Annotated in this window: 15 protein-coding genes; 1 reads left to right on the top strand and 14 read right to left on the bottom strand. The window is 62.5% G+C overall.

Annotated elements, in window-relative coordinates; genetic code table 11:
- Positions 1-402 precede the first annotated feature (402 nt).
- The 7 genes from NFX52_RS23440 to NFX52_RS23470 form a co-directional block, all read right to left on the bottom strand.
- A complete protein-coding gene (locus NFX52_RS23440) occupies positions 403-981 on the bottom strand; it encodes a hypothetical protein (protein ID WP_055393344.1) in 579 nt (192 codons plus the stop codon).
- Positions 982-1305: 324 nt separating this feature from the next.
- The gene (locus NFX52_RS23445) at positions 1306-2043 is read right to left on the bottom strand and encodes a lysophospholipid acyltransferase family protein (protein WP_055393345.1); all 738 of its coding nucleotides are present in this window, start codon (positions 2041-2043) and stop codon (positions 1306-1308) included.
- Positions 2044-2070: 27 nt separating this feature from the next.
- Positions 2071-3366, bottom strand: a complete 1296-nt coding sequence (locus tag NFX52_RS23450) for a dihydroorotase (RefSeq protein WP_055393347.1) — start codon at positions 3364-3366, stop codon at positions 2071-2073.
- Positions 3367-3445: 79 nt separating this feature from the next.
- Positions 3446-4408 (bottom strand): aspartate carbamoyltransferase catalytic subunit, encoded by a 963-nt coding sequence (locus NFX52_RS23455; RefSeq protein WP_008903259.1) that lies wholly within the window; start codon positions 4406-4408, stop codon positions 3446-3448.
- Between the two features lie 2 nt (positions 4409-4410).
- A complete protein-coding gene (pyrR, locus tag NFX52_RS23460) occupies positions 4411-4932 on the bottom strand; it encodes a bifunctional pyr operon transcriptional regulator/uracil phosphoribosyltransferase PyrR (protein WP_055393349.1) in 522 nt (173 codons plus the stop codon).
- Positions 4929-5348 (bottom strand): Holliday junction resolvase RuvX, encoded by a 420-nt coding sequence (gene ruvX, locus NFX52_RS23465; RefSeq protein ID WP_055393351.1) that lies wholly within the window; start codon positions 5346-5348, stop codon positions 4929-4931. The genes pyrR and ruvX overlap by 4 nt, the downstream gene beginning before the upstream one ends.
- Entirely contained in the window at positions 5345-5944 is a 600-nt protein-coding gene (locus NFX52_RS23470; protein WP_055393353.1) for a YqgE/AlgH family protein, read from the bottom strand. Before NFX52_RS23470 ends, ruvX begins: the two co-directional genes overlap by 4 nt.
- Before the next feature lie 21 nt (positions 5945-5965).
- Here NFX52_RS23470 and NFX52_RS23475 point away from each other — a divergent pair, with 21 nt between their 5' ends.
- Positions 5966-7450 (top strand): cryptochrome/photolyase family protein, encoded by a 1485-nt coding sequence (locus tag NFX52_RS23475; RefSeq protein WP_055393355.1) that lies wholly within the window; start codon positions 5966-5968, stop codon positions 7448-7450.
- A gap of 9 nt (positions 7451-7459) precedes the next feature.
- On the opposite strand, the gene NFX52_RS23480 is transcribed toward NFX52_RS23475, so the two are convergent.
- The 7 genes from NFX52_RS23480 to NFX52_RS23510 form a co-directional block, all read right to left on the bottom strand.
- Positions 7460-8638, bottom strand: coding sequence for a PilT/PilU family type 4a pilus ATPase (locus tag NFX52_RS23480; RefSeq protein WP_055393357.1), 1179 nt, complete (start codon positions 8636-8638; stop codon positions 7460-7462).
- Positions 8639-8750: 112 nt separating this feature from the next.
- The gene (locus NFX52_RS23485; protein ID WP_055393359.1) at positions 8751-14927 is read right to left on the bottom strand and encodes a hybrid sensor histidine kinase/response regulator; all 6177 of its coding nucleotides are present in this window, start codon (positions 14925-14927) and stop codon (positions 8751-8753) included.
- 47 nt (positions 14928-14974) lie between these two features.
- Positions 14975-17263, bottom strand: a complete 2289-nt coding sequence (locus tag NFX52_RS23490; protein ID WP_055393361.1) for a methyl-accepting chemotaxis protein — start codon at positions 17261-17263, stop codon at positions 14975-14977.
- A 21-nt stretch (positions 17264-17284) separates the two neighbouring features.
- Positions 17285-17812 (bottom strand): chemotaxis protein CheW, encoded by a 528-nt coding sequence (locus NFX52_RS23495; RefSeq protein WP_055393363.1) that lies wholly within the window; start codon positions 17810-17812, stop codon positions 17285-17287.
- Positions 17813-17827: 15 nt separating this feature from the next.
- On the bottom strand, positions 17828-18193 hold the full coding sequence (locus NFX52_RS23500; protein WP_010459520.1) for a response regulator: 366 nt from the start codon (positions 18191-18193) through the stop codon (positions 17828-17830).
- Complete coding sequence (locus NFX52_RS23505) at positions 18193-18591, bottom strand: response regulator (protein WP_034692846.1); 399 nt, start codon at positions 18589-18591, stop codon at positions 18193-18195. The genes NFX52_RS23500 and NFX52_RS23505 overlap by 1 nt, the downstream gene beginning before the upstream one ends.
- A gap of 58 nt (positions 18592-18649) precedes the next feature.
- Complete coding sequence (locus NFX52_RS23510) at positions 18650-18823, bottom strand: rubredoxin (RefSeq protein ID WP_008903269.1); 174 nt, start codon at positions 18821-18823, stop codon at positions 18650-18652.
- Positions 18824-18911: the final 88 nt, after the last annotated feature.

Below are 18911 nucleotides of genomic sequence, written 5' to 3' on the forward strand. Positions count from 1 at the left end.
CAACCCCGCCATCGCCGACATATCGCACAGCAAACCCAAGCGCATTGCCTCGGTGTCTTAAACACCATATTAGGGTAGACGGTGCGCTATCTGCATTACCAGACTGGCCAGCGTTGCAGCCTCAAAAAAGCGCGTCGTGTAGGCGATTGGGCGACTGCTTTGCGATGTCAGCTGCGTGGCCCAGGCCACACCGAAAAAAGCAGCCAAAACACCTGCGCTGAGGGCGGTGGGCGCAACCTGCATATACGGAATAAGGGCGCTGCCAAGCATGCTCGGCAGGCCACAGCTGCACTTTCCATAGCAGTCATAAAAGACTGCTGAGGAAATACCGGGAAAACCCGGATTGCTTGCGTCTGAATCACAGGAGCGTTGATTCGACAGAATTTTCGCTAAACCACATAATTATGCCGCCAGCCTGAGTATGCCCCCTACGTCTTTCATCAGCCCATACGCTGTAGTTTCGGTCATACCGCTAGCCAAGGTTCTAGCACTACCTCCAAATTCGACGTCCAGTTTGTAGCCAATAGCGATATTCCGGTTTTGATCGGCGATTGCTGCCTGTCCAAGGCCTACTGACATGGCGCCCACCGCGCCGGTTCCGCCGACCACTAGCGGAATATTCACATTCGAAAAACTGTTTCTCAATATGAGACGGTGTATGCGTTCAACGGGAATTTCCTCCCCAGTGCTCAGCACGACGCCTCGGGAAGATGCCTTAAATCCGCCTCCTTGACCCCGGTGTTTTTTGTCCGCCGCGACAATGAACTTACCTATGCCGAAATAAAGCCCAACAAATAATGCACAGCCTACAATAAACCCCAGATCACCCTTAAAATTCAGCGCATACCCAAGAAGCGCGGCAATAACAAAAGCCAAAAAAATTCTTCTAATAACTGGAACCCTATTTTCCGCCGCAACAACCTTAAATAAAAACTCATCTCCCGACTGTTCGAACGTGTAGGAACTAGTAATCCTTCCCATGGCAATTCCTCCTGCTAATTAAACAAAATTTATTAAATAAAATTTAGCTGCCACACCGCCCAATCAAATGACATATGACAAATCCGGCAGTGAAATTTCTTGATCAAAGGATGTTTATGATAGATTGTTTTAATGCAATTGAACACAATCAGTTACTGAAGTGTGATTTTTTTCACACATAGTACGATCACCACCATTCGGCGTAGCGATATCAAACACTGAGGGAACCTGCCGCACTGTCCATGGAGGTTGCCGACAATGAAACTACTCCAGCCAGTCCTCGGAATCATCCATACACCCAAGTCATGCCTTGGGCTCTATTGATCAGCTGCGACGGAGGTTGTCGACCGTATCGTGCAGGTGCTGAGTCCAGATGCGGCGGTCGCGATCACCCGCCAGCTCGGGCGGGCCGTAGTGCACCACGGCCTCGATGGGCGGAGCGCACAGCGTGCGCCAGATGGAGCCCACCAGGGTTTCGTCGCCGATGTAGCTGGGCGCAAAACTGGTGGCACCCGTGGCCTTGTCGGCAAAACGCAGGCCCACGGGCTGCACCGGCGCCTGCGCCACCACAGCGGCTTGCAGCAAATTGGCGTGAAAAGGCAGCATCTCGCGCCCATCGCCCGTGGTGCCCTCAGGGAACACGGCCAGCACCTCGCCCCGCTCCAGCGCCTCCTGCATCGACCGGACCATGCGCAGCGCATCACGGCGCGAGCTGCGCTCGATGTAGAGCGTGCCTGCGGCAGTTGCCAGGGTACCGATCAGCGGCCAGCCCTGTACGTCGGACTTGGAGACAAAGCGGCAATGCCGCGCCGCGTGCATCACCGGGATATCAAGCCACGAGATGTGGTTGGCCACCAGCATCACCGGGCCGGTGAGCGGGGGCTGACCCAATATGCGCAGGCTGATGCCAAGGTGCGCCAGCAGCTGCAGCGACCACACCTGCACCCGGGCATGCTGCTGGTCCGGCGAGAGCGCTGGAAAACGCAACGCCACGATGGCGAGCCCTTTGACAATGTGGCCCAGCAGGCGCAGCAGGCGCCAGCAGGCACGCAAAGACTTCACCGCAGGGCCTCGCAGCGTCGCACTACCTCAACCCCGGTCAAAAGCCACCTGGCCACCGACGAGGGTCATGCGCACACAGCCAGGCAGTTCGTAGCCCGAGAACGGGGTGTGTTTGCCCTGGCTGCGCAATGCGTCGTCCTGCACCGTCCACGCCGCCTGCGGGTCAAAGATGCACAGGTCGCCCACGCCACCTTCCACGATCTGGCCGACGCTGGCCTGCAGTGTGCCCAGGGCGCTGCCGAGCACGCGCGCGGGTTCGGACGTGACGGTGGCGAGCGCACGCTGCAGGGGCACACCGCTGTCCTGCGACCACTTGAGCGCGAGCGACAGCAGCAGCTCCAGCCCCGTGGCGCCGGGCTCGGCTTCGGCGAATGGCAAGGTCTTGGCGTCTTCATCGACCGGCGTGTGGTCAGACACCAGGGCGTCGATGGTGCCGTCGGCCAGCGCAGCGTTCAGCGCATCGCGGTCGCGCTGCTGGCGCAGCGGGGGCGACAGGCGGGCGCGGCTGTCGAAGAAGCCGATGTCCACGTCGGTGAGGTGCAGCGAGTTGATGCTGACATCGGCCGTCACCTTCAGGCCCTCTGCCTTGGCGCGGCGCAGCAACTCGACACCGGCAGCGCTGCTGATGCGGCACAGGTGCACACGGGCGCCGGTGGTCTTGAGCAGTTCAAAAATGGTGTGCAGCGCAATGGTCTCGGCCGCCACGGGCACGCCCGACAGGCCAAGGCGCGTGGCCAGCGGGCCGCTGGCAGCCACGCCCTTGCCCAGGTGCATCTCTTGCGGGCGCAGCCACACGGTGTAGCCAAAGGTGGCGGCGTATTGCAGCGCGCGCTGCAGCACCTGGGTGCTGGCCAGCGGCACCTCGGCCTGGCCAAAGCCCACGCAGCCGGATTCGGTCAGCTCGGCCATCTCGGTCAGCACCTCGCCTGCAAGATTGCGCGTGAGGGCCCCCAGAGGGAACAGGTGCGCCTGGTGCAGCTTCTCGGCGCGGAACTTGAGCATCTCGACCAGGCCGGGCTCGTCAAGCACGGGGTCGGTGTCGGGCGGGCAGACCAGGCTGGTCACGCCACCGGCCACGGCGGCGGCCATTTCGGATTCGAGCATGCCTTCGTGTTCGTGGCCGGGCTCGCGCAGGCGCGCCGCCAGGTCCACCAGGCCGGGCAACACGATGCAGCCAGCAGCATTGATGGTGCGGTTGGGCGCAAAGTCGGGGGGCACGCGGTTGACGCTCACGATGCGGCCTGCCGCCAGCGCGATGTCGCAGGTCTGGTCAAGCCCCGAAGCGGGATCGATCACACGGCCGTTCTGGATCAGTATCTTCATGATTTCAAGCCAAATTGGCTGCTAGCGCTTATTGGATATGCGCTAGCAGCTATGAAAACAGGAGTATTCATTCCAAGCGTCATGCTTCGTTACCAGCAACGATGGACATGACAGCCATACGGACCGCAATACCGAAAGTCACCTGCGGCAGGATCACGCTCTGCTTGCCATCGACCACGGCGGAGTCGATCTCCACGCCCCGGTTGATGGGGCCGGGGTGCATGACGATGGCGTCGGGCTTGGCCAGTTGCAGCTTCTCCTGCGTGAGGCCGAAGCTCTTGAAATACTCCTGGCTCGACGGCAGCAGGGCACCGCTCATGCGCTCGTTCTGCAAGCGCAGCATGATGACCACGTCGGCGTCCTTGATGCCTTCTTCGAGCGTGTGGCACACGCGCACACCCATCTGCGCCATGTCGGACGGCACCAGCGTGCGCGGGCCCACCACGCGCACTTCGGCGCAGCCCAGCGTGGTGAGGCCGTGGATGTCAGAACGCGCCACGCGCGAGTGCAGCACGTCGCCCACGATGGCCACAGTAAGGTTGCTGAAGTCCTTCTTATAGTGGCGGATGGTGTACATGTCCAACAGCCCCTGCGTGGGGTGGGCATGCCGGCCGTCGCCCGCATTGATCACATGCACATGGGGCGCCACATGCTGCGCGATGAGGTAGGGCGCGCCCGACTCGCTGTGCCGCACCACGAACAGGTCGGCCGCCATGGCCGAGAGGTTGGCGATGGTGTCGAGCAGCGACTCGCCCTTGCTGGCCGAGCTGCGCGCGATGTCGAGGTTGAGCACGTCGGCCGACAGGCGCTTGGCCGCGATCTCGAAGGTGGTGCGGGTGCGCGTGCTGTTCTCGAAAAACAGGTTGAACACGCTCTTGCCGCGCAGGAGGGGCACCTTCTTCACTTCGCGGTCGTTCACGCTCACGAAGTTGGCCGCCGTGTCGAGGATGTGCGTGACGATGTCGCGCGGCAGGCCTTCGATGGACAGCAGGTGGATGAGTTCGCCGTTGCCGTTGAGTTGGGGGTTGCGCTTGTGCAGCACGGTCAGGCCTCTTTGACTTGGAATTGGAAGATGCCGCTGTCGTCACGCGCCAGGGCCAGCGACTGGGCGGCAGGCAGGGCCACACGCGCGGCGGCAAAGTCGGCCTGCACGGGCAGCTCGCGCCCGCCCCGGTCCACCAGCACGGCCAGGCGCACGCTGGCGGGGCGGCCGTAGTCGAACAGCTCGTTGAGCACGGCGCGGATGGTGCGGCCGGTGTAGAGCACGTCGTCGAGCACCAGCACATCGGCACCGTTCACATCAAACGGCAGCGCCGTCTGCGCGCTGGCCGACAGGCCGCGCTGGGCGAAGTCGTCGCGGTGCATCACCGACGACAGCACGCCTGCGGGCCCTTCGAGGCCCAGGTCTTTTTGCAGGCGCTCGGCCAGCCAGGCGCCGCCCGAGGCAATGCCCGCCAGGCGCGTGGTGGGGGTCAGCATGCTGCGCACTCCGCGCAGCAGTTCGCGGTACAGCGCCTCGGCATCAAGCACCAGGCTGCCGGACACTCCGGGGGAGGGGGTGGTCATGGGAGATTCCTCAAAAACTGTTCCAGGATGATGCAGGCCGAAGCGGCGTCGGCATCCTTGGCGCCACCTGCGATGGCTTCGGTGGTGCTGTAACGCTCGTCCACCTCGAACACCTGCAAACCAAAGCGGCCGCGCAGCTGGCGGCCGAACTTGAGCGCGCGTTCAGTGTTCTCATGGCTCGCGCCATCAGGGTGGTAGGGCACGCCGATCACGATGGCGTCGGGCTGCCACTCCTTGATGCGCTGCGCCACCTGCACAAAACGGGCGTCGCCCTCGGCCTTGATGGTGGCCTGCGGCGTGGCGCTGCGCAACATGCGGTTGCCCGTGGCGACCCCCGTGCGCTTGAGGCCAAAATCGAAAGCAAGAAAGGTCTGGAAATGCGCAGGAACGGCGGGCTGAACGGGCAGGCCGGTCATGCGTGCCCCGCCTCGGGCGACAACATCCAGGCCTTGAGGCCCAGCAGCGAAAGGGCCCGGTCGTAGCGCTCGGGCACAGGGGTGTCGAAGATCACGGACAGATCGGCCGCCACGGTGAGCCAGGCGTTCTCGGCCAGCTCCGATTCAAGCTGGCCCTCACCCCAGGACGAATACCCCAGCGTGATGAGCACGCGGCGCGGGCCTGCGCCCGTGGACAGCGCTTCGAGCACGTCCTTGGAGGTGGTCATCTCCAGCCCGCCGGGGATGGTCATGGTGGAGGCATATGCCGATTCATCGGTTTCTGCCTTGTCCATGAGCATGGGCTCATGCAACACAAAACCGCGCTCGGTCTGCACCGGGCCGCCTTGGAAAACAGGTTCCTGGGTGAGATCTTCGCGCCGCAGGGACAGGTCTACCTTGTCAAAAAGGCCTTTGAGGGTGATGTCAGAAGGCTTGTTGATGATGAGGCCGAGTGCACCGCGTTCGCTGTGCTCGCACAGGTAAACGACGCTGCGCGAGAAAGACTCATCTTCCAGACCGGGCATCGCAATCAGGAAGTGATGCGTCAGGTTGATGGGCGCAGAATCGAAAGACATTCGGCAATTTTAACGGTGAACATGGCCCCCTCCTCCGAGCCCTCGTACCCCAGCGGTCTGGTCTGGTTCCGCCGCGACCTGCGGGCGAACGATCAGGCCGCTCTTTACCGCGCACTGACTCAATGCCAGGAGGTGCACTGCGCCTTTGTTTTTGACCGCGAGATCATCGACGCCCTGCCCCGGGCTGACCGGCGGGTGGAGTTCATCCGCGAGTCGCTGGTGGAGCTGGATGAAACGCTGCGCACGCTTTCCAGGCATGAACAGGGTGGCCTCATCGTGCTGCATGCAGTGGCCAGTGATGCCATTCCAGAACTGGCCAACGCCCTGGGCGTGCAGGCCGTGTTTGCCAACCACGATGACGAGCCCCAGGCCCTGGAACGCGACCGCCTGGTGCGCACACGGTTGGCCGCTGCCGGAAGGGCATTTCACACCTTCAAGGACCACACCATTCTGGAACGCAGCGAGGTGCTGACGCAGACCGGCAATCCGTACAGCGTGTTCACACCGTACAAGAACGCCTGGCTCAAGAAGGTGGATGCGTTTCAACTCACCGGCTACCCCGTGGAGCGCCATGCACACCGGTTGGCACCGCGCCCGCAGGCGCACTGCCAGGCGGTGCCCACCCTGGCACGCCTGGGTTTTGAGGCCACGGCCCTATCGCAGCTCAATCTGCCCACGGGCGCCAGCGGCGCGCAGCGGCTGTTCAACGACTTCCTGGGCCGCATCGAGCGGTACGAGGACACGCGCAACTTTCCAGCTGTCAAAGGGCCCAGCTACCTCAGCGTGCACCTGCGTTTTGGCACCATCTCGCCGCGCCTGCTGGCCCGCACCGCGCATGGGCTGATGCTGCAAGGCAACCGGGGCGCCGCCACCTGGCTCAGCGAGCTGATCTGGCGGGACTTCTACTTTCAGATCCTGCACCACCATCCCCATGTGGTGGGCCACAGTTTCAAGCCCGCGTATGACGCGATCCAGTGGGAATCAGGCCCCGAGGCCAACACCCTGTTTGCCGCCTGGTGTGAGGGGCGCACGGGCTACCCGCTGGTGGATGCGGCCATGGCGCAGATCAACCAGACGGGCTACATGCACAACCGCTTGCGCATGGTGGTGGCGAGCTTCCTGGTCAAGGATCTGGGCATCGACTGGCGCTGGGGCGAAGCCTACTTCGCCACGCACCTCAATGACTTCGATCTGGCCGCCAACAACGGTGGCTGGCAATGGGCCAGCTCCAGCGGGTGCGATGCCCAGCCCTATTTCCGCATCTTCAACCCCGTGAGCCAGAGTGAAAAGTTCGACCCCGAGGGCAAGTTCATCCGCCGCTATCTGCCGCAGCTGGCGAGTTTGCCTACCAAGGCGTTGCACGCGCCCTGGCTGGCGCGCCCGCTGGAGTTGCAGGATGCGGGAGTGCGGCTGGGGGATACCTACCCGCTGCCGGTGGCGGAGCACGACGCGGCGCGGCACCGCACCCTGGAGCGGTATGCGGTCGTAAAGTCTGCTGCGGTCTGATCCCCGCACTCACCGGCGGGTGGCAGGCGGTGGAACGCTGTCGGGCCCAGCGGGCTCATCCGGGCTCATCTGCATGCCCTCGCCCCCCAGCGGCGCCCCCGCCGCCAGCCGAAGGCGCAGCCGCACATCGGTGCGGTTATCGGCATTGGCAATCGCTTCTTCGGGCGATATGGCACCGGACTCGACCATGGCCAGCAAGGATTGGTCGAAGCTCCACATGCCTTGCTCTGCGCTGCGGGTAATGGCGGTCTTGAGTTCGTCGATCTGCCCCTTCTGGATCAGCTCGGCCACATAGGGCGTGAGCAGCATGATTTCGGTGGCAGGCACTAGGCCACCCGCCAGCCCCGCCACCAGGCGCTGCGCTACGACAGCGCGCAGGTTGAGGGACAGGTCCATGAGCAATTGGCGGTGGGCGTCTTCGGGGAAGAAATTCACAATGCGCTGCACCGCCTGGTTCGCATTGTTGGCATGCAGTGTGGAAACACACAGGTGGCCGGACTCGGCATAGTGCAGCGCGTGCTGCATGGTGGCCCGGTCGCGGATTTCACCAATCATGATCACGTTCGGCGCTTCCCGCATCGCGCGGCGCAGGGCCTCGTCATAGGACAGCGTATCGAGCCCCACCTCGCGCTGTGTCACGAGTGACTTCTTGTGGGTGTGAAGGTATTCGATGGGGTCTTCCACCGTCAGAATATGCCCGCCCGTGTGGGCATTGCGGTGGTCCAGCAGCGCGGCCAATGTGGTGGTCTTGCCAGAACCCGCCGACCCTACCGTGAGCACCAGCCCCCCTTTGAGAAACGCCAGTTGCTGGAGCACGGGCGGAAGGCCGAGCGCCGCCAGGCTGGGGATCTGGGCAATAACATGGCGGATCACCATGCCTACCTGCCCACGCTGCCGGTGCACATTCACACGAAACCGCTCGCCCTCCGGGGTCTGCAAGGACAGGTCGCACTCCATGGTGGCATCGAACTCCTGCCGCTGCGTTTCGCGGAGGATGGAATACGCCATCTGCCTGACATCGTCGGCGGACAGCTGCTGCTGCCCCATGGCCACAAACACGCCCTGCCGCTTGAGCGTGGGTGGCGCACCCGCCATGATGAATAGATCAGACGCCCTTTCCCGCACCACCACAGCCAGACAAGCCAGGAGGCGAGGGTCCGGAGAAGGAACAGTTGCCGTCGGCTCCATCAGGACAGCCTCCAAAGGGAAGCTGCCGTGGCCGTGGCCCGCACCAACAGGAATATTGGCAGGCCACAGGCCCGCCGGTTCAAGGCAGACCTGTGGTGCACATGCATGCTGGCTAGGCCTCTGCGGTTGCCGCGATGCGGGCGTAGTGCTGAATGAGGCTCAGCAGTTCTTCGTCGGAGTAAGGCTTGCCCAGGTAATGGTTAACGCCCAGCTCCATCGCATGCTCGCGGTGCTTTTCAGCGATGCGCGACGTGATCATGATGATGGGCAGATCGCGCAGCGCACCGTCTGCACGGATGTTCCGCGCCAAGTCGAACCCGTCCATGCGTGGCATTTCGATGTCGGACAGCACAACGGTGGGGCGCTCTTCCTGCAGACGCTCCAGCGCTTGCAAGCCATCGGCCGCGAGCGCCACACGATAGCCTTCGCGCTGCAGCAAACGCTGCGTAACCCGACGCACCGTGATCGAATCGTCCACCACCAGAACCAGGGGCACCTGGCTGGGGCCCGCCAACTGGGGCGAGACGACCGACTTGCCCGTACCCGAAGAGCCATCGGCCTCCAGCACTGAAGGCAGACCGGCACTGGCGGCACGCACCTGGTCGCCATACACCGTCGCCAGCGCCACGGGGTTGTAGATCAGCACCACAGCACCCGACGCCAGCACCGACATGCCAGCCAAGCCGGGCAAACGGGACAGCTGCGGACCCAGGTTCTTCACCACGACTTCCTGGTTGCCCAGAACTTCGTCCACGTGCATGGCGATGCGCTGTGATGCGCTGCGGAAGATCACCACAGGGCGCGTCTTTCCAGCAGGCTCGTTGCTGCGGGAAGAAGCCTGCAGGAGCGCTCCAGCCCAGAAGAAAGGCAGTTGCTCCATGCCGTCATCAAAATGGCCCGTGCGGTATGCGACCTCCAGGTCTGCCGCAGACGTGCGCCGAACGATCTCGACCACGTTGGCCGGCACGCCGATCGCGAGGTCACCCGCGCGCAGCATCACCACCTGCGTCACCGCCGTGGTCAAGGGAAGGACCATGCGGAAGGCCGCGCCCTTGCCAGCTTCTGTCGAGGTCTCGATCCGACCGCCCAGCGCATTGATCTCGGCACGCACCACGTCCATGCCAATACCACGCCCTGCCAAGCCGGTCACCTCGGAAGCCGTGGAGAACCCGGGCATGAAAATCAGGTTGGCAGCTTCGGCATCGCTCAACTCGGTATCGGGCGCCACAATGCCCTGCGCCAACGCCTTTTCACGGATGCGGGGCAAGTTCAGTCCGGCACCGTCATCCCGGAACTCCACCGACACGTCGTTGCCTTCGTGGTGCAACTCCACGGTGATCGTGCCCGATGCAGGCTTGCCTGCAGCCGTGCGCACCTGCGGATCTTCAATGCCATGGGCCACGCAGTTGCGCAACAGATGCTCGAACGCGGGGGTCATGCGGTCCAGCACACCACGGTCCATCTCAATGGAGCCGCCGGTGATGTCGAGCTTGATCTGTTTGTTGGTTTCCTTGGAGGCCTGGCGCACCACGGCATACAGACGTTCCGCAATGCCTTCGAACTCCACCATGCGGGTGCGCAGCAAGTCGCGCTGCAGCTCCCGTGCCTGGCGGCCTTGGGCAATCAGGTCGTCTTCCGCACCTTCCATGGCACGCTGCAGGTTGCGCTGCACGGTGGCCACGTCGTTCACCGACTCGGCCATCATGCGTGTGAGCTCCTGCACACGGGTAAAGCGGTCAAACTCCAGCGGATCAAAGCCCGCCGCCGAGTCCTTCGACAAGGCCAGGCGCGACTGCATCTGCGATTCAGCTTGCAGCTCGATGTCCCGCAATTGCTGGCGCAGACGGTCCAAATTGCCCGACAGGTCAGTCAGCGAGCTGCGGAACTGACCCAGCCGCACATCCAGGCGCGAGCGGCTGATCATCACCTCACCCGCCTGATTGACCAACCGGTCCAGCAACTGGGCACGCACCCGCACCGACTGGTTAGCAGCAACACGCAAAGGCGCGAGCTGCGAAGGACCAGGCAGGCGCACCGCCGGAGCAGAGGACGCGGCAGACGCGGGTGCTGCTGCTGGCACTGGAGCTGATGGGGCCTCGGAGGCTTCAGGCTGGCTGCGCGGTGTTTCAACGGGCAGAGAAACCACCGTATCGGCGGGCCCCTGGCCAATCGCACGCAGCGCATCAAAGTTCGCCTGGATGCCGTCAAAACTACCCTGCAAAGGCTCGATTTGATCGGATGTCACCGTCTCAGCGTCAAGCTGCTCGATGGCGGATTCCAGCCGGTGGGCCATCTCACCCAGGCGCATGGCACCTGCCAGGCGCGAACTTCCCTTGAGGGTGTGCAACGCACGCAGCACTTCACTGCGGGCACCAAGGTTGTCGGGACGCGAGGCCCATTGGCGCAGCGCACCACCAAGCTGTGGCAACAGCTCGGCAGCCTCTTCCTCAAAGATCGGGAACAGATCCGGGTCGATAACGTCAATCGCATCGATATCGTCGTCCACATCCGAGCCAAGCGCCACAGCATGGGCGATCGCATCATCAATACGCTGATCGTGGTCGTGGATGACGGCCGACAAAGCAGGGGCCACATGCCCTTTGGGGCCCACAACAGCCGCAGGCTCCGGCATGGCTTGCAGGTCCGGCTCGGGTTCGGCAGGTGGCAGTGGCTGCACCACTTCTGCTTCCACCGGAGCAGTCTGGTCCTGCACCGACAACAACTCGTCTGCAGCCTCCTCTTCAGGCGGTGACAAGGTGTTGTCCACCTCGGTTTGCAGGATCTGGCGCAGCTGCTCCAGCACCTCCTGACTTGGTTCCTTGAGGAAACCTGCCGCAAACTGGTGCAGCAAACGACGGATGTCTTCCGCCGCTGCCATGAAGGCCTGGGCCTGCTCCTGTGTGCCGCCAGACTGCAGCGTCACGTGTTGAAGCGCGTGTTCGAGCACCCTGGCCATCTCTGACAGGGCATTGAACCCCACCGTGGCCGAGCTGCCCGCCAACGAGTGCGCCAATGCCACGGCCATATCGGGCAGAGGTTCGTGCAGCTCCAGCGACCATTCCTGCAGGCAGGTCACCAATCGGCGCGACCACTCGTCGGCCTCGTTCAGATAAACGTTATAGAGCGGGATGCCAATGCGCAGGGTGTCAATGACCTTCACCGCTTCATCGCTGGCGCTGTCTTCCGGCTCCTGCGGCACGGCTTCGATGGCCTGCGGCACTTCAGAGGCAGCCTCAAAGGCCACAGCCTCTGCGGCTTCTATGACTTCGGCGGGTACATCCTGACCCACAGATTCCGACCCATCGGCACCCGACAGCTGATGCTCGGGCTCTGTCTCGCTCGGCACTTCATGGGATTCGATGTCATCGAGCGACTCGACAGGCAGAACAAAGGCCTCATCCACTGCAGGTTCGTCGGGCACCACGGGTGCCTGCGAAAGAGCCTCCACCTCGGGAGCGGTCGCGACAGGTTCCAGGTCTGGGAGTTCGAGATCCAGAACAAAGTCGACACTGGAGGGGGCGATAGCTTCAGGAGCAGCAGGCGCCTCATTGAGCGCAGCGGCGAACACGGAGAAATCGATCTCCTCGGCCACCTCGGGGGCTGGAGCGATCGCCTCTGCCGGCAGTTCGGGCACATGGTCGAAAATTTCGGTGGCTTCGAAGTCCGGCATCGCCAGCTCTTCTTCCACGACCTTCGGAACTTCTGCAACCGTTGGCGCGGGCACCTCAGGAGGCAGGTCATCCAGCACAGCCACCTCAGGCTCAAGTGCCACTTCAGCCAGGACCGGGGCTTCTCCGTCGGCAGACGGCACCACCAGCGGCAACAGGGTTCCATCCAGGCGCATGGCATCCGCAGATTGCCGGAACGCGTCCGGTTGCCAGCCAGAGGCTTGGCCCGCCGCAATGTCGTCCGCCCAGCGGCTGAAGGCCCGCAACGCGTCGGAAGAAAGCTGCAGCAAACCAGGGTGCATGGGCTTTTGCTCAGCCAGCCAGGCATTGAGCAACTGCTCCATGGACCAGGCGGCCTCACCAAAATCGTTCAGCCCCACCATCCGCGAACTGCCCTTGAGCGTGTGAAAGGCACGCCGCAGCGTGGTCTGCTCACTCAGGTTGCCCGGATCGTCCTTCAGCACCTCGATCGCAGCCAGACCATTGACTACCACCTCGCGCGCCTCTTCCAGGAAGACCTCCAGCAATTCGTCCTCGACTTCAGGCACCTGCGCAGGGGCTGGTGCGGGCGCTGCCACAGCCAGGGGCAAGGGCGCCGGCTCGCTGCCCGCCACAGCGGGCAGATCGAACGAAATATCAGGGGCCAGCGAATCCGCCTCTACGGGAGCCAATGGCTCAGCGGCGGTCGCTGCGGGCATGTCCGGCAACGAAGGCAGCGAACCGAAATCGGTCGGCTCGCTGAGCGGCTCCTGCACAGGAAAACGCGGCACCACGTCAGGCAGGGGAACGGCCGACCGCTCCTCCAGCTTGGCAGGAGTCTCTTCCAAAGCATCCGAGGCACGCGGCCGACTCTTGCCCGTGAGAATGCGCAACTCGCCCAGTTCCTCGTCATACACAAACAGCTTGCGCGCCATGGTGCGCTGGTAGCTGAGCATGTCGATCAGGAAGCCCAGGGCGCCCAAGCTGTTGCCCAGTTTCTCGAACACGCCCTGGCGGTCCGACTCGGGGACTTCATTGATGAGCAAACGCTCCACCATGTCGCGCATGCGAACCACGGCGAGCGATGCCTGGTCCAGCCCCAGCACCGACAGCACGCCGCGCATTTGGGCAAGATGCCCCGGTACGGTTGCCAGGACTGCAGTGTCCTGCGGGCTGCGGAAGAACTGGTCCAGCGCCTTTTCCGCCTCGCCGAGCGTGGAGCGCAATTCGTCCACCACACTGCCCATGGTCTGGTTGTCGCTGACCCTGCGGTACAGCTCTTCCATCCATTGCTCGAGAGGTTCTGGCTCAGCGCCCGCCCCCACCGCATCCAGGCGCTCTGCCAGTCGGCCCGCGCGGATTTCCATCTGATTGCCGTCCGCATCCAGCTCTTCAAAGGCTGCTTGCAAATACAAGACCGAGGTGGCTACTTCCATGGCCAGCGCGGCCGAAGGAGGTTCACCCGAGCGGGTGGTGGATTCCAGCGCGCGGGTCAGCGCCTGAGCGAGGCTTTCGCTACCGGGGTGCAGCTTGCGCAGCGAGTCGCAGACCAGACTGAATTGGTCCGCCGCTGGCTTGAGCTTGTTGCGGTCGCCGCCCGCCAGGGCAGACCAGGTTTCCGTGGCAGCAGCTATTCGCTTGCGTGCCTGCGCCAGCATGGCAGGATCAAACCTGCCAAAACGGGCTGCTTCATAGTCCACCGGCTTGAACCGATCAAGGGCAAAAGCCTGCCGGACCGCCTGCAAAGACGGAGCAGCACTGTCATTGGATTCGGCTGGCTTGGCCTGCGAACAGAAGAACAGCAGATCCTGAACCAAGCGGTCTGCAATCGTCGTGTCACCCTTGGCAAGGGTGGAGTACTGCATCAGCACGCGGGATGCCACACGCTTGACGTAGACGTCTGCAGGCAAAAGGCCGGAGCCGAAAGCCTCAAAAAAGCCTGCGCATATCTTCCAGAAAGCGCGGGACTGGCGGTCTTGCTGGGATGCCACAAATCCCAGGCAGGTATCCCGCAAACTCAACGAAGCCCTGAGATCGCCGGATTTGACGATTCTTAGAACTGCCGCATCCAGGCGAGCACGCGCCTCAGGCCCGTAGGGCAGCGGCGTGGCTGCAACAGCCCCCTCGGGCTCGCGAAACCGGCGTTCCACGGGCCACAGATCGGCCGGATGGACACGGTCTGCACCTGCCAGGGCCTGGGCATCGCGGTACTGGGGAAACAACGCGACAGGCGACGCGGCCTTGCCAGCCAGAACGGTTTCCAGGTATTCGATGAGCGCAAAGCTCGCACGCTCAATCACTGCGGCAGCATCGTCGCTGCAGGTCTCAGGCCGTTGAACGAACTTCTGGACTGCCGACTCCATGGCGCGCAGGACCAAAGCTGGAGGGCCCATGCCCACCATTTCCAGCGCACCACACGCTTGGTGCAACTGCTGGCGAGCGATGCGCAGTGGGCCTGCGTCCAGCGCTGCAAGATCCGACTCGCGTGCGGCTTCTGCATCTCGCACAAAACGGCGCATGGCCTTGACAGCGCCATCCAGAGATTTGCGCAGTTCGTCAAGCACCCACGCCAAAGGACCCAGGTCCTGATCCCCCTGGGTCCCATCCGCGGCCGGTGCATTGTTGACATCAATAGATGACATGGATTCGTCCCCGGCTGCTATGAGCCAGCTGGTTGATGACTACAGCGTCAGGCAATCTTGAACCGTGCCACCGATTGGCGCAGTTCCTCAGCCATGTGCGACAGCTCGCGCACCTGCTGCGCTGTGGTACGGGTACCTTCACCCGTCTGCTCGGTCACCGCAAAAATGTGCTGGATGTTGTCGGCCACTTCGTTGGCCAAAACGGCTTCCCGCGAAGTTGAAGACGAAATCTGCTCAATCAGTTCGGCGAGGCGACGCGACACGCGGTCAATCTCGGTCAGCGCGGTACCGGCGCTGTCAGACAGGCGGGCCCCTTCCACCACCCCCTGCGTGGAACGCTCCATAGCGGCCACGGCATCCTGGGTGTCGGTCTGAATCGCCTTCACCAGCGCAGAAATCTGGCGCGTCGCATCAGCGGAACGTTCGGCCAGTCGCTGCACTTCTTCCGCCACCACCGAGAAGCCACGACCGGCTTCACCAGCGGATGCGGCCTGAATGGCTGCGTTCAGAGCCAGCACGTTCGTCTGTTCGGTAATGTCAGAGATCAGCTCCGTGATTTCACCGATCTCCTGCGACGATTCGCCCAGTCGCTTGATCCGCTTGGAGGTGTCCTGGATCTGGTCACGGATGGAGTTCATACCGCCGATGGCGTTTTGCACGGCCTGCAGACCGGAGTCAGCCGCTTGCAGCGACTGGCGGGCCACCGTGGCGGATTCTTGCGCCTGTGTGGACACCTCGTTAATGCGGGTCGCCATGTCAAGCACCGAGCGGCCGGTTTCGCGAATTTCGCGCAGTTGCTCGGTCGATGCTGCCAGCAGTTCGGTGGAGGTGTTGTCCACCTGCGCCGTCGTTTGTGCCACGCGGGTCGCCGTGTTCTGCACGCTGCCTACCAGTTGGCGCAACTCTTCCACCGTGTAGTTCACCGAGTCGGCAATGGCGCCCGTGATGTCTTCCGTCACCGTGGCTTCTTGCGTCAAGTCACCCTCAGCGACCGATTGCAGTTCATTCATCAAACGCAAAATGGCAGCCTGGTTGGCGTCGTTGACGCGCTTGGCTTCTTGCTCCTGGCGCTTGGCGTCCTTCTGCTGCATTTCAGCAGCCGCCTGGCGGCCACGGCTGTCGAGCAGCTGAACACGAGAAATGCCCACACCGCAAAAGATCACAAACAAACCAGCAAGCGCAAGAGCTGCCAGTTGGCCGCCACCCACACCCGTCTGGGCCGACAGTTTGGTTTGCAGTCCTTCGAGCTGACGGCGCAGAGGCTCACTGTCAGCAATGATGGCGGACTGCGCTTCACGGGCCGACACCAGACCTTGCAGGTTGCCCAGAATGGCGCTGGCCTGGGTGCGGGTCTGCTCATAGAGCTTCACCAGAGCTTCCAGCTGTTCGCGGGTCTGGGCATCCTTGGTGGCAGCCAGACGCAGTTCCGGGCTGCCGTCCAGCAGGCCTTGGGCGATTTCCTTGAACGAATTCAAGTCCTTGCCCAGCAAGAACACAGCCTCAGGACTCACGCCTTCCATGGTCTGGAATTCGTTGGCGGACTTGCCGATACGCTGGGTCAACATCACCAGCTGGCCAGCCGCAGAAATCTCGGCAGCGGGGGCGTTTTGCTGCAGCTTCAGGGACGACACAGTTTCTGCGATTTCGAGCAGGTCCGAGGACTGGCGGTTGATGGTGCGCAGAGCATCGCCCACCTGGGTCAGGATCTTCTGCTGACCCATCACCACACTGGCATTGCGCTCTGCACGTTCCATGAGCGGGTTCACGGCGTCCAGATCGGGCTTGTAGGGCTCGCCCAGGGATTCCACGCCAAGTTCGCCATCACCCGCGTTGAGGGCACGCACATTGCGCGCCAGCACGCCGGAGCTTTCCACCACGTCCGGGAAGGCCTGGGGACTACCCACCAGAGCCTGAGATACGGACTTGGCGAGACGCTGTGATTGCATCAGGGATTGGCCGGTAGCCGCAAGCTGCTGAGCTGATCGGTCTGCCTGCTGCAGCACCCAGAAGGCAATCAACGCGAGAACCGCCACACCGATACCAAGGAGCGCGAGCAATCGCCGCTGGTGAGCGGCGGCCGTGGCACGCCCCAGCACCGGCAGCGCGATCAGGTCTTCCTCTGCGTCCGATGCGGCCAGTTCTGGCGAATAACCATCTGGATCGCCCTGCACGCTGTTCATCGCTTCAGCCTGGTAGGTGTCGCGCAGCTGCGCACCATCCAGCGAACCCGTGGCAAGAAGATCCTGCCCGTCGTCGGCGGCGCCGGCAGTCGCGCCGGTTTCCGGCGTGGCAGGTTTCCGGTTGAACAGTTTTCCAAATTGATTGACGACGGACATGGTGCAGCCTTACAGAAAAACTCAAGCACTGATGCTCAGGAAAGCGGGATGTTGGGACAGGATCTGCAAGTTCAGCTCCTGCCAGCGTGTGCCGCTGGAATCGATATAGGTGGTGCCAAAGAACGCGGGCGAATCCTCGGCGGGCGGCTCAGAAGACACAAATGCATCGGTCCCACGCAGGCCCGCAAGGCGATCCACCAGCAACGCTGCATTGACCTCCAGGGCAGCATTGAAGGCCAGCAGGCTGGCTTCCGACAAGGCCTGCTCCGTGCGCGGAGCGGCTGAGCCCAGAAGGCCTGCCAGATCCACCACGCCGACCAGCCCGCCGCGCAGGTTGGCCACACCCAGAAACCACCGCTGGGTGTAGGGCACCGCCTGGATCGAGACCCAGGGAAAGATCTCCCCCGACTGACCCAGTGGCAGCAAGTAAAAACTCCCGGCCGACTCGACAGCCAGCCAGGATGAAACAGAGGACCCTTCGGTTCTTGCAGCCTGAAGGCGGCTGGCAAGTCGGGTCTGGAGCTCTCGCAGGGCTTCGCGGTTGGCCATGAACGCGCCGCAGCCTTAGTTCAGAGCGTCAATTTTGGCCTGCAGTTCAGCGGGATCCACGGGCTTGGTGATATAGCCGCGCGCACCCTGCCGCATCCCCCAGACGCGATCCGTTTCCTGGTTCTTGCTGGTGCACATGATGATGGGCACATCGGCGTACAGCGGGTCGCGGGTGATGGCACGTGTGAGCTGGAAGCCGTTTTGGCCGGGCATGACAACGTCCATGAGGATCAGGTCGGGCTTTTCCTCCGCCAGACGGCGGAAAGCCTCATCGGCATTTTCTGCGGTGCGTACCTGCATGCCTTTTTTCTGAAGCAGGTCGGTCAAAAACATCAACTCGGTCTTCGAGTCGTCGACGACCAATACTTTCTGGATGGGCATTACATCGCTCCTTGTTGGGCATTGCCAAATTGCTGCACGGCTTGCAGCAACTGGTCTTTGGTAAACGGTTTGGTGAGATATTCCTGGCAGCCGACCATGCGCCCGCGCGCTTTGTCGAATACACCATCCTTGGAGGACAGCATCACCACCGGAGTATCTGCAAAACGGGCATTGCGCTTGATGATGGCGCAGGTCTGGTACCCGTCGAGCTTGGGCATGAGGATGTCGCAGAAAATCAGCTGAGGCTGGTAATCATTGACTTTGGCCAAAGCATCAAAGCCGTCGTCGGCCAACAAGACTTCGTGCCCCCCCTGCTTGAGAAAAATCTCGGCGCTTCGACGGATGGTGTTGCTGTCATCCACCACGAGCACTTTGAAAGATGCGCCTGTTGTAGTCAATTGTTACTGCTCCTGATGGAGAAAAAAACAACGCAGCAGCACATGATGCTGGTGCGCCTCAAATCTGAACCATCTCGAAGTCTTCCTTGCGGGCCCCACACTCGGGGCAGGTCCAGTTCATCGGAACCTGATCCCATGGTGTATTGGGTGCAATGCCGTGCTCAGGTGAACCCTCTGCTTCGTCATAAATCCAACCGCAAATCAAACACATCCAAGTTTTAGAGTCGATCACAGCTTAAAGGGCCTTCACATAGAATGCAACGATTGTATCTAGTCATCTCCGTGGGCTGCGGCTTCGGTGCCACCCCTCAAGCAGGATC

It is taken from the genome of Acidovorax facilis, assembly GCF_023913775.1.
GTDB lineage: Bacteria > Pseudomonadota > Gammaproteobacteria > Burkholderiales > Burkholderiaceae_C > Acidovorax > Acidovorax facilis.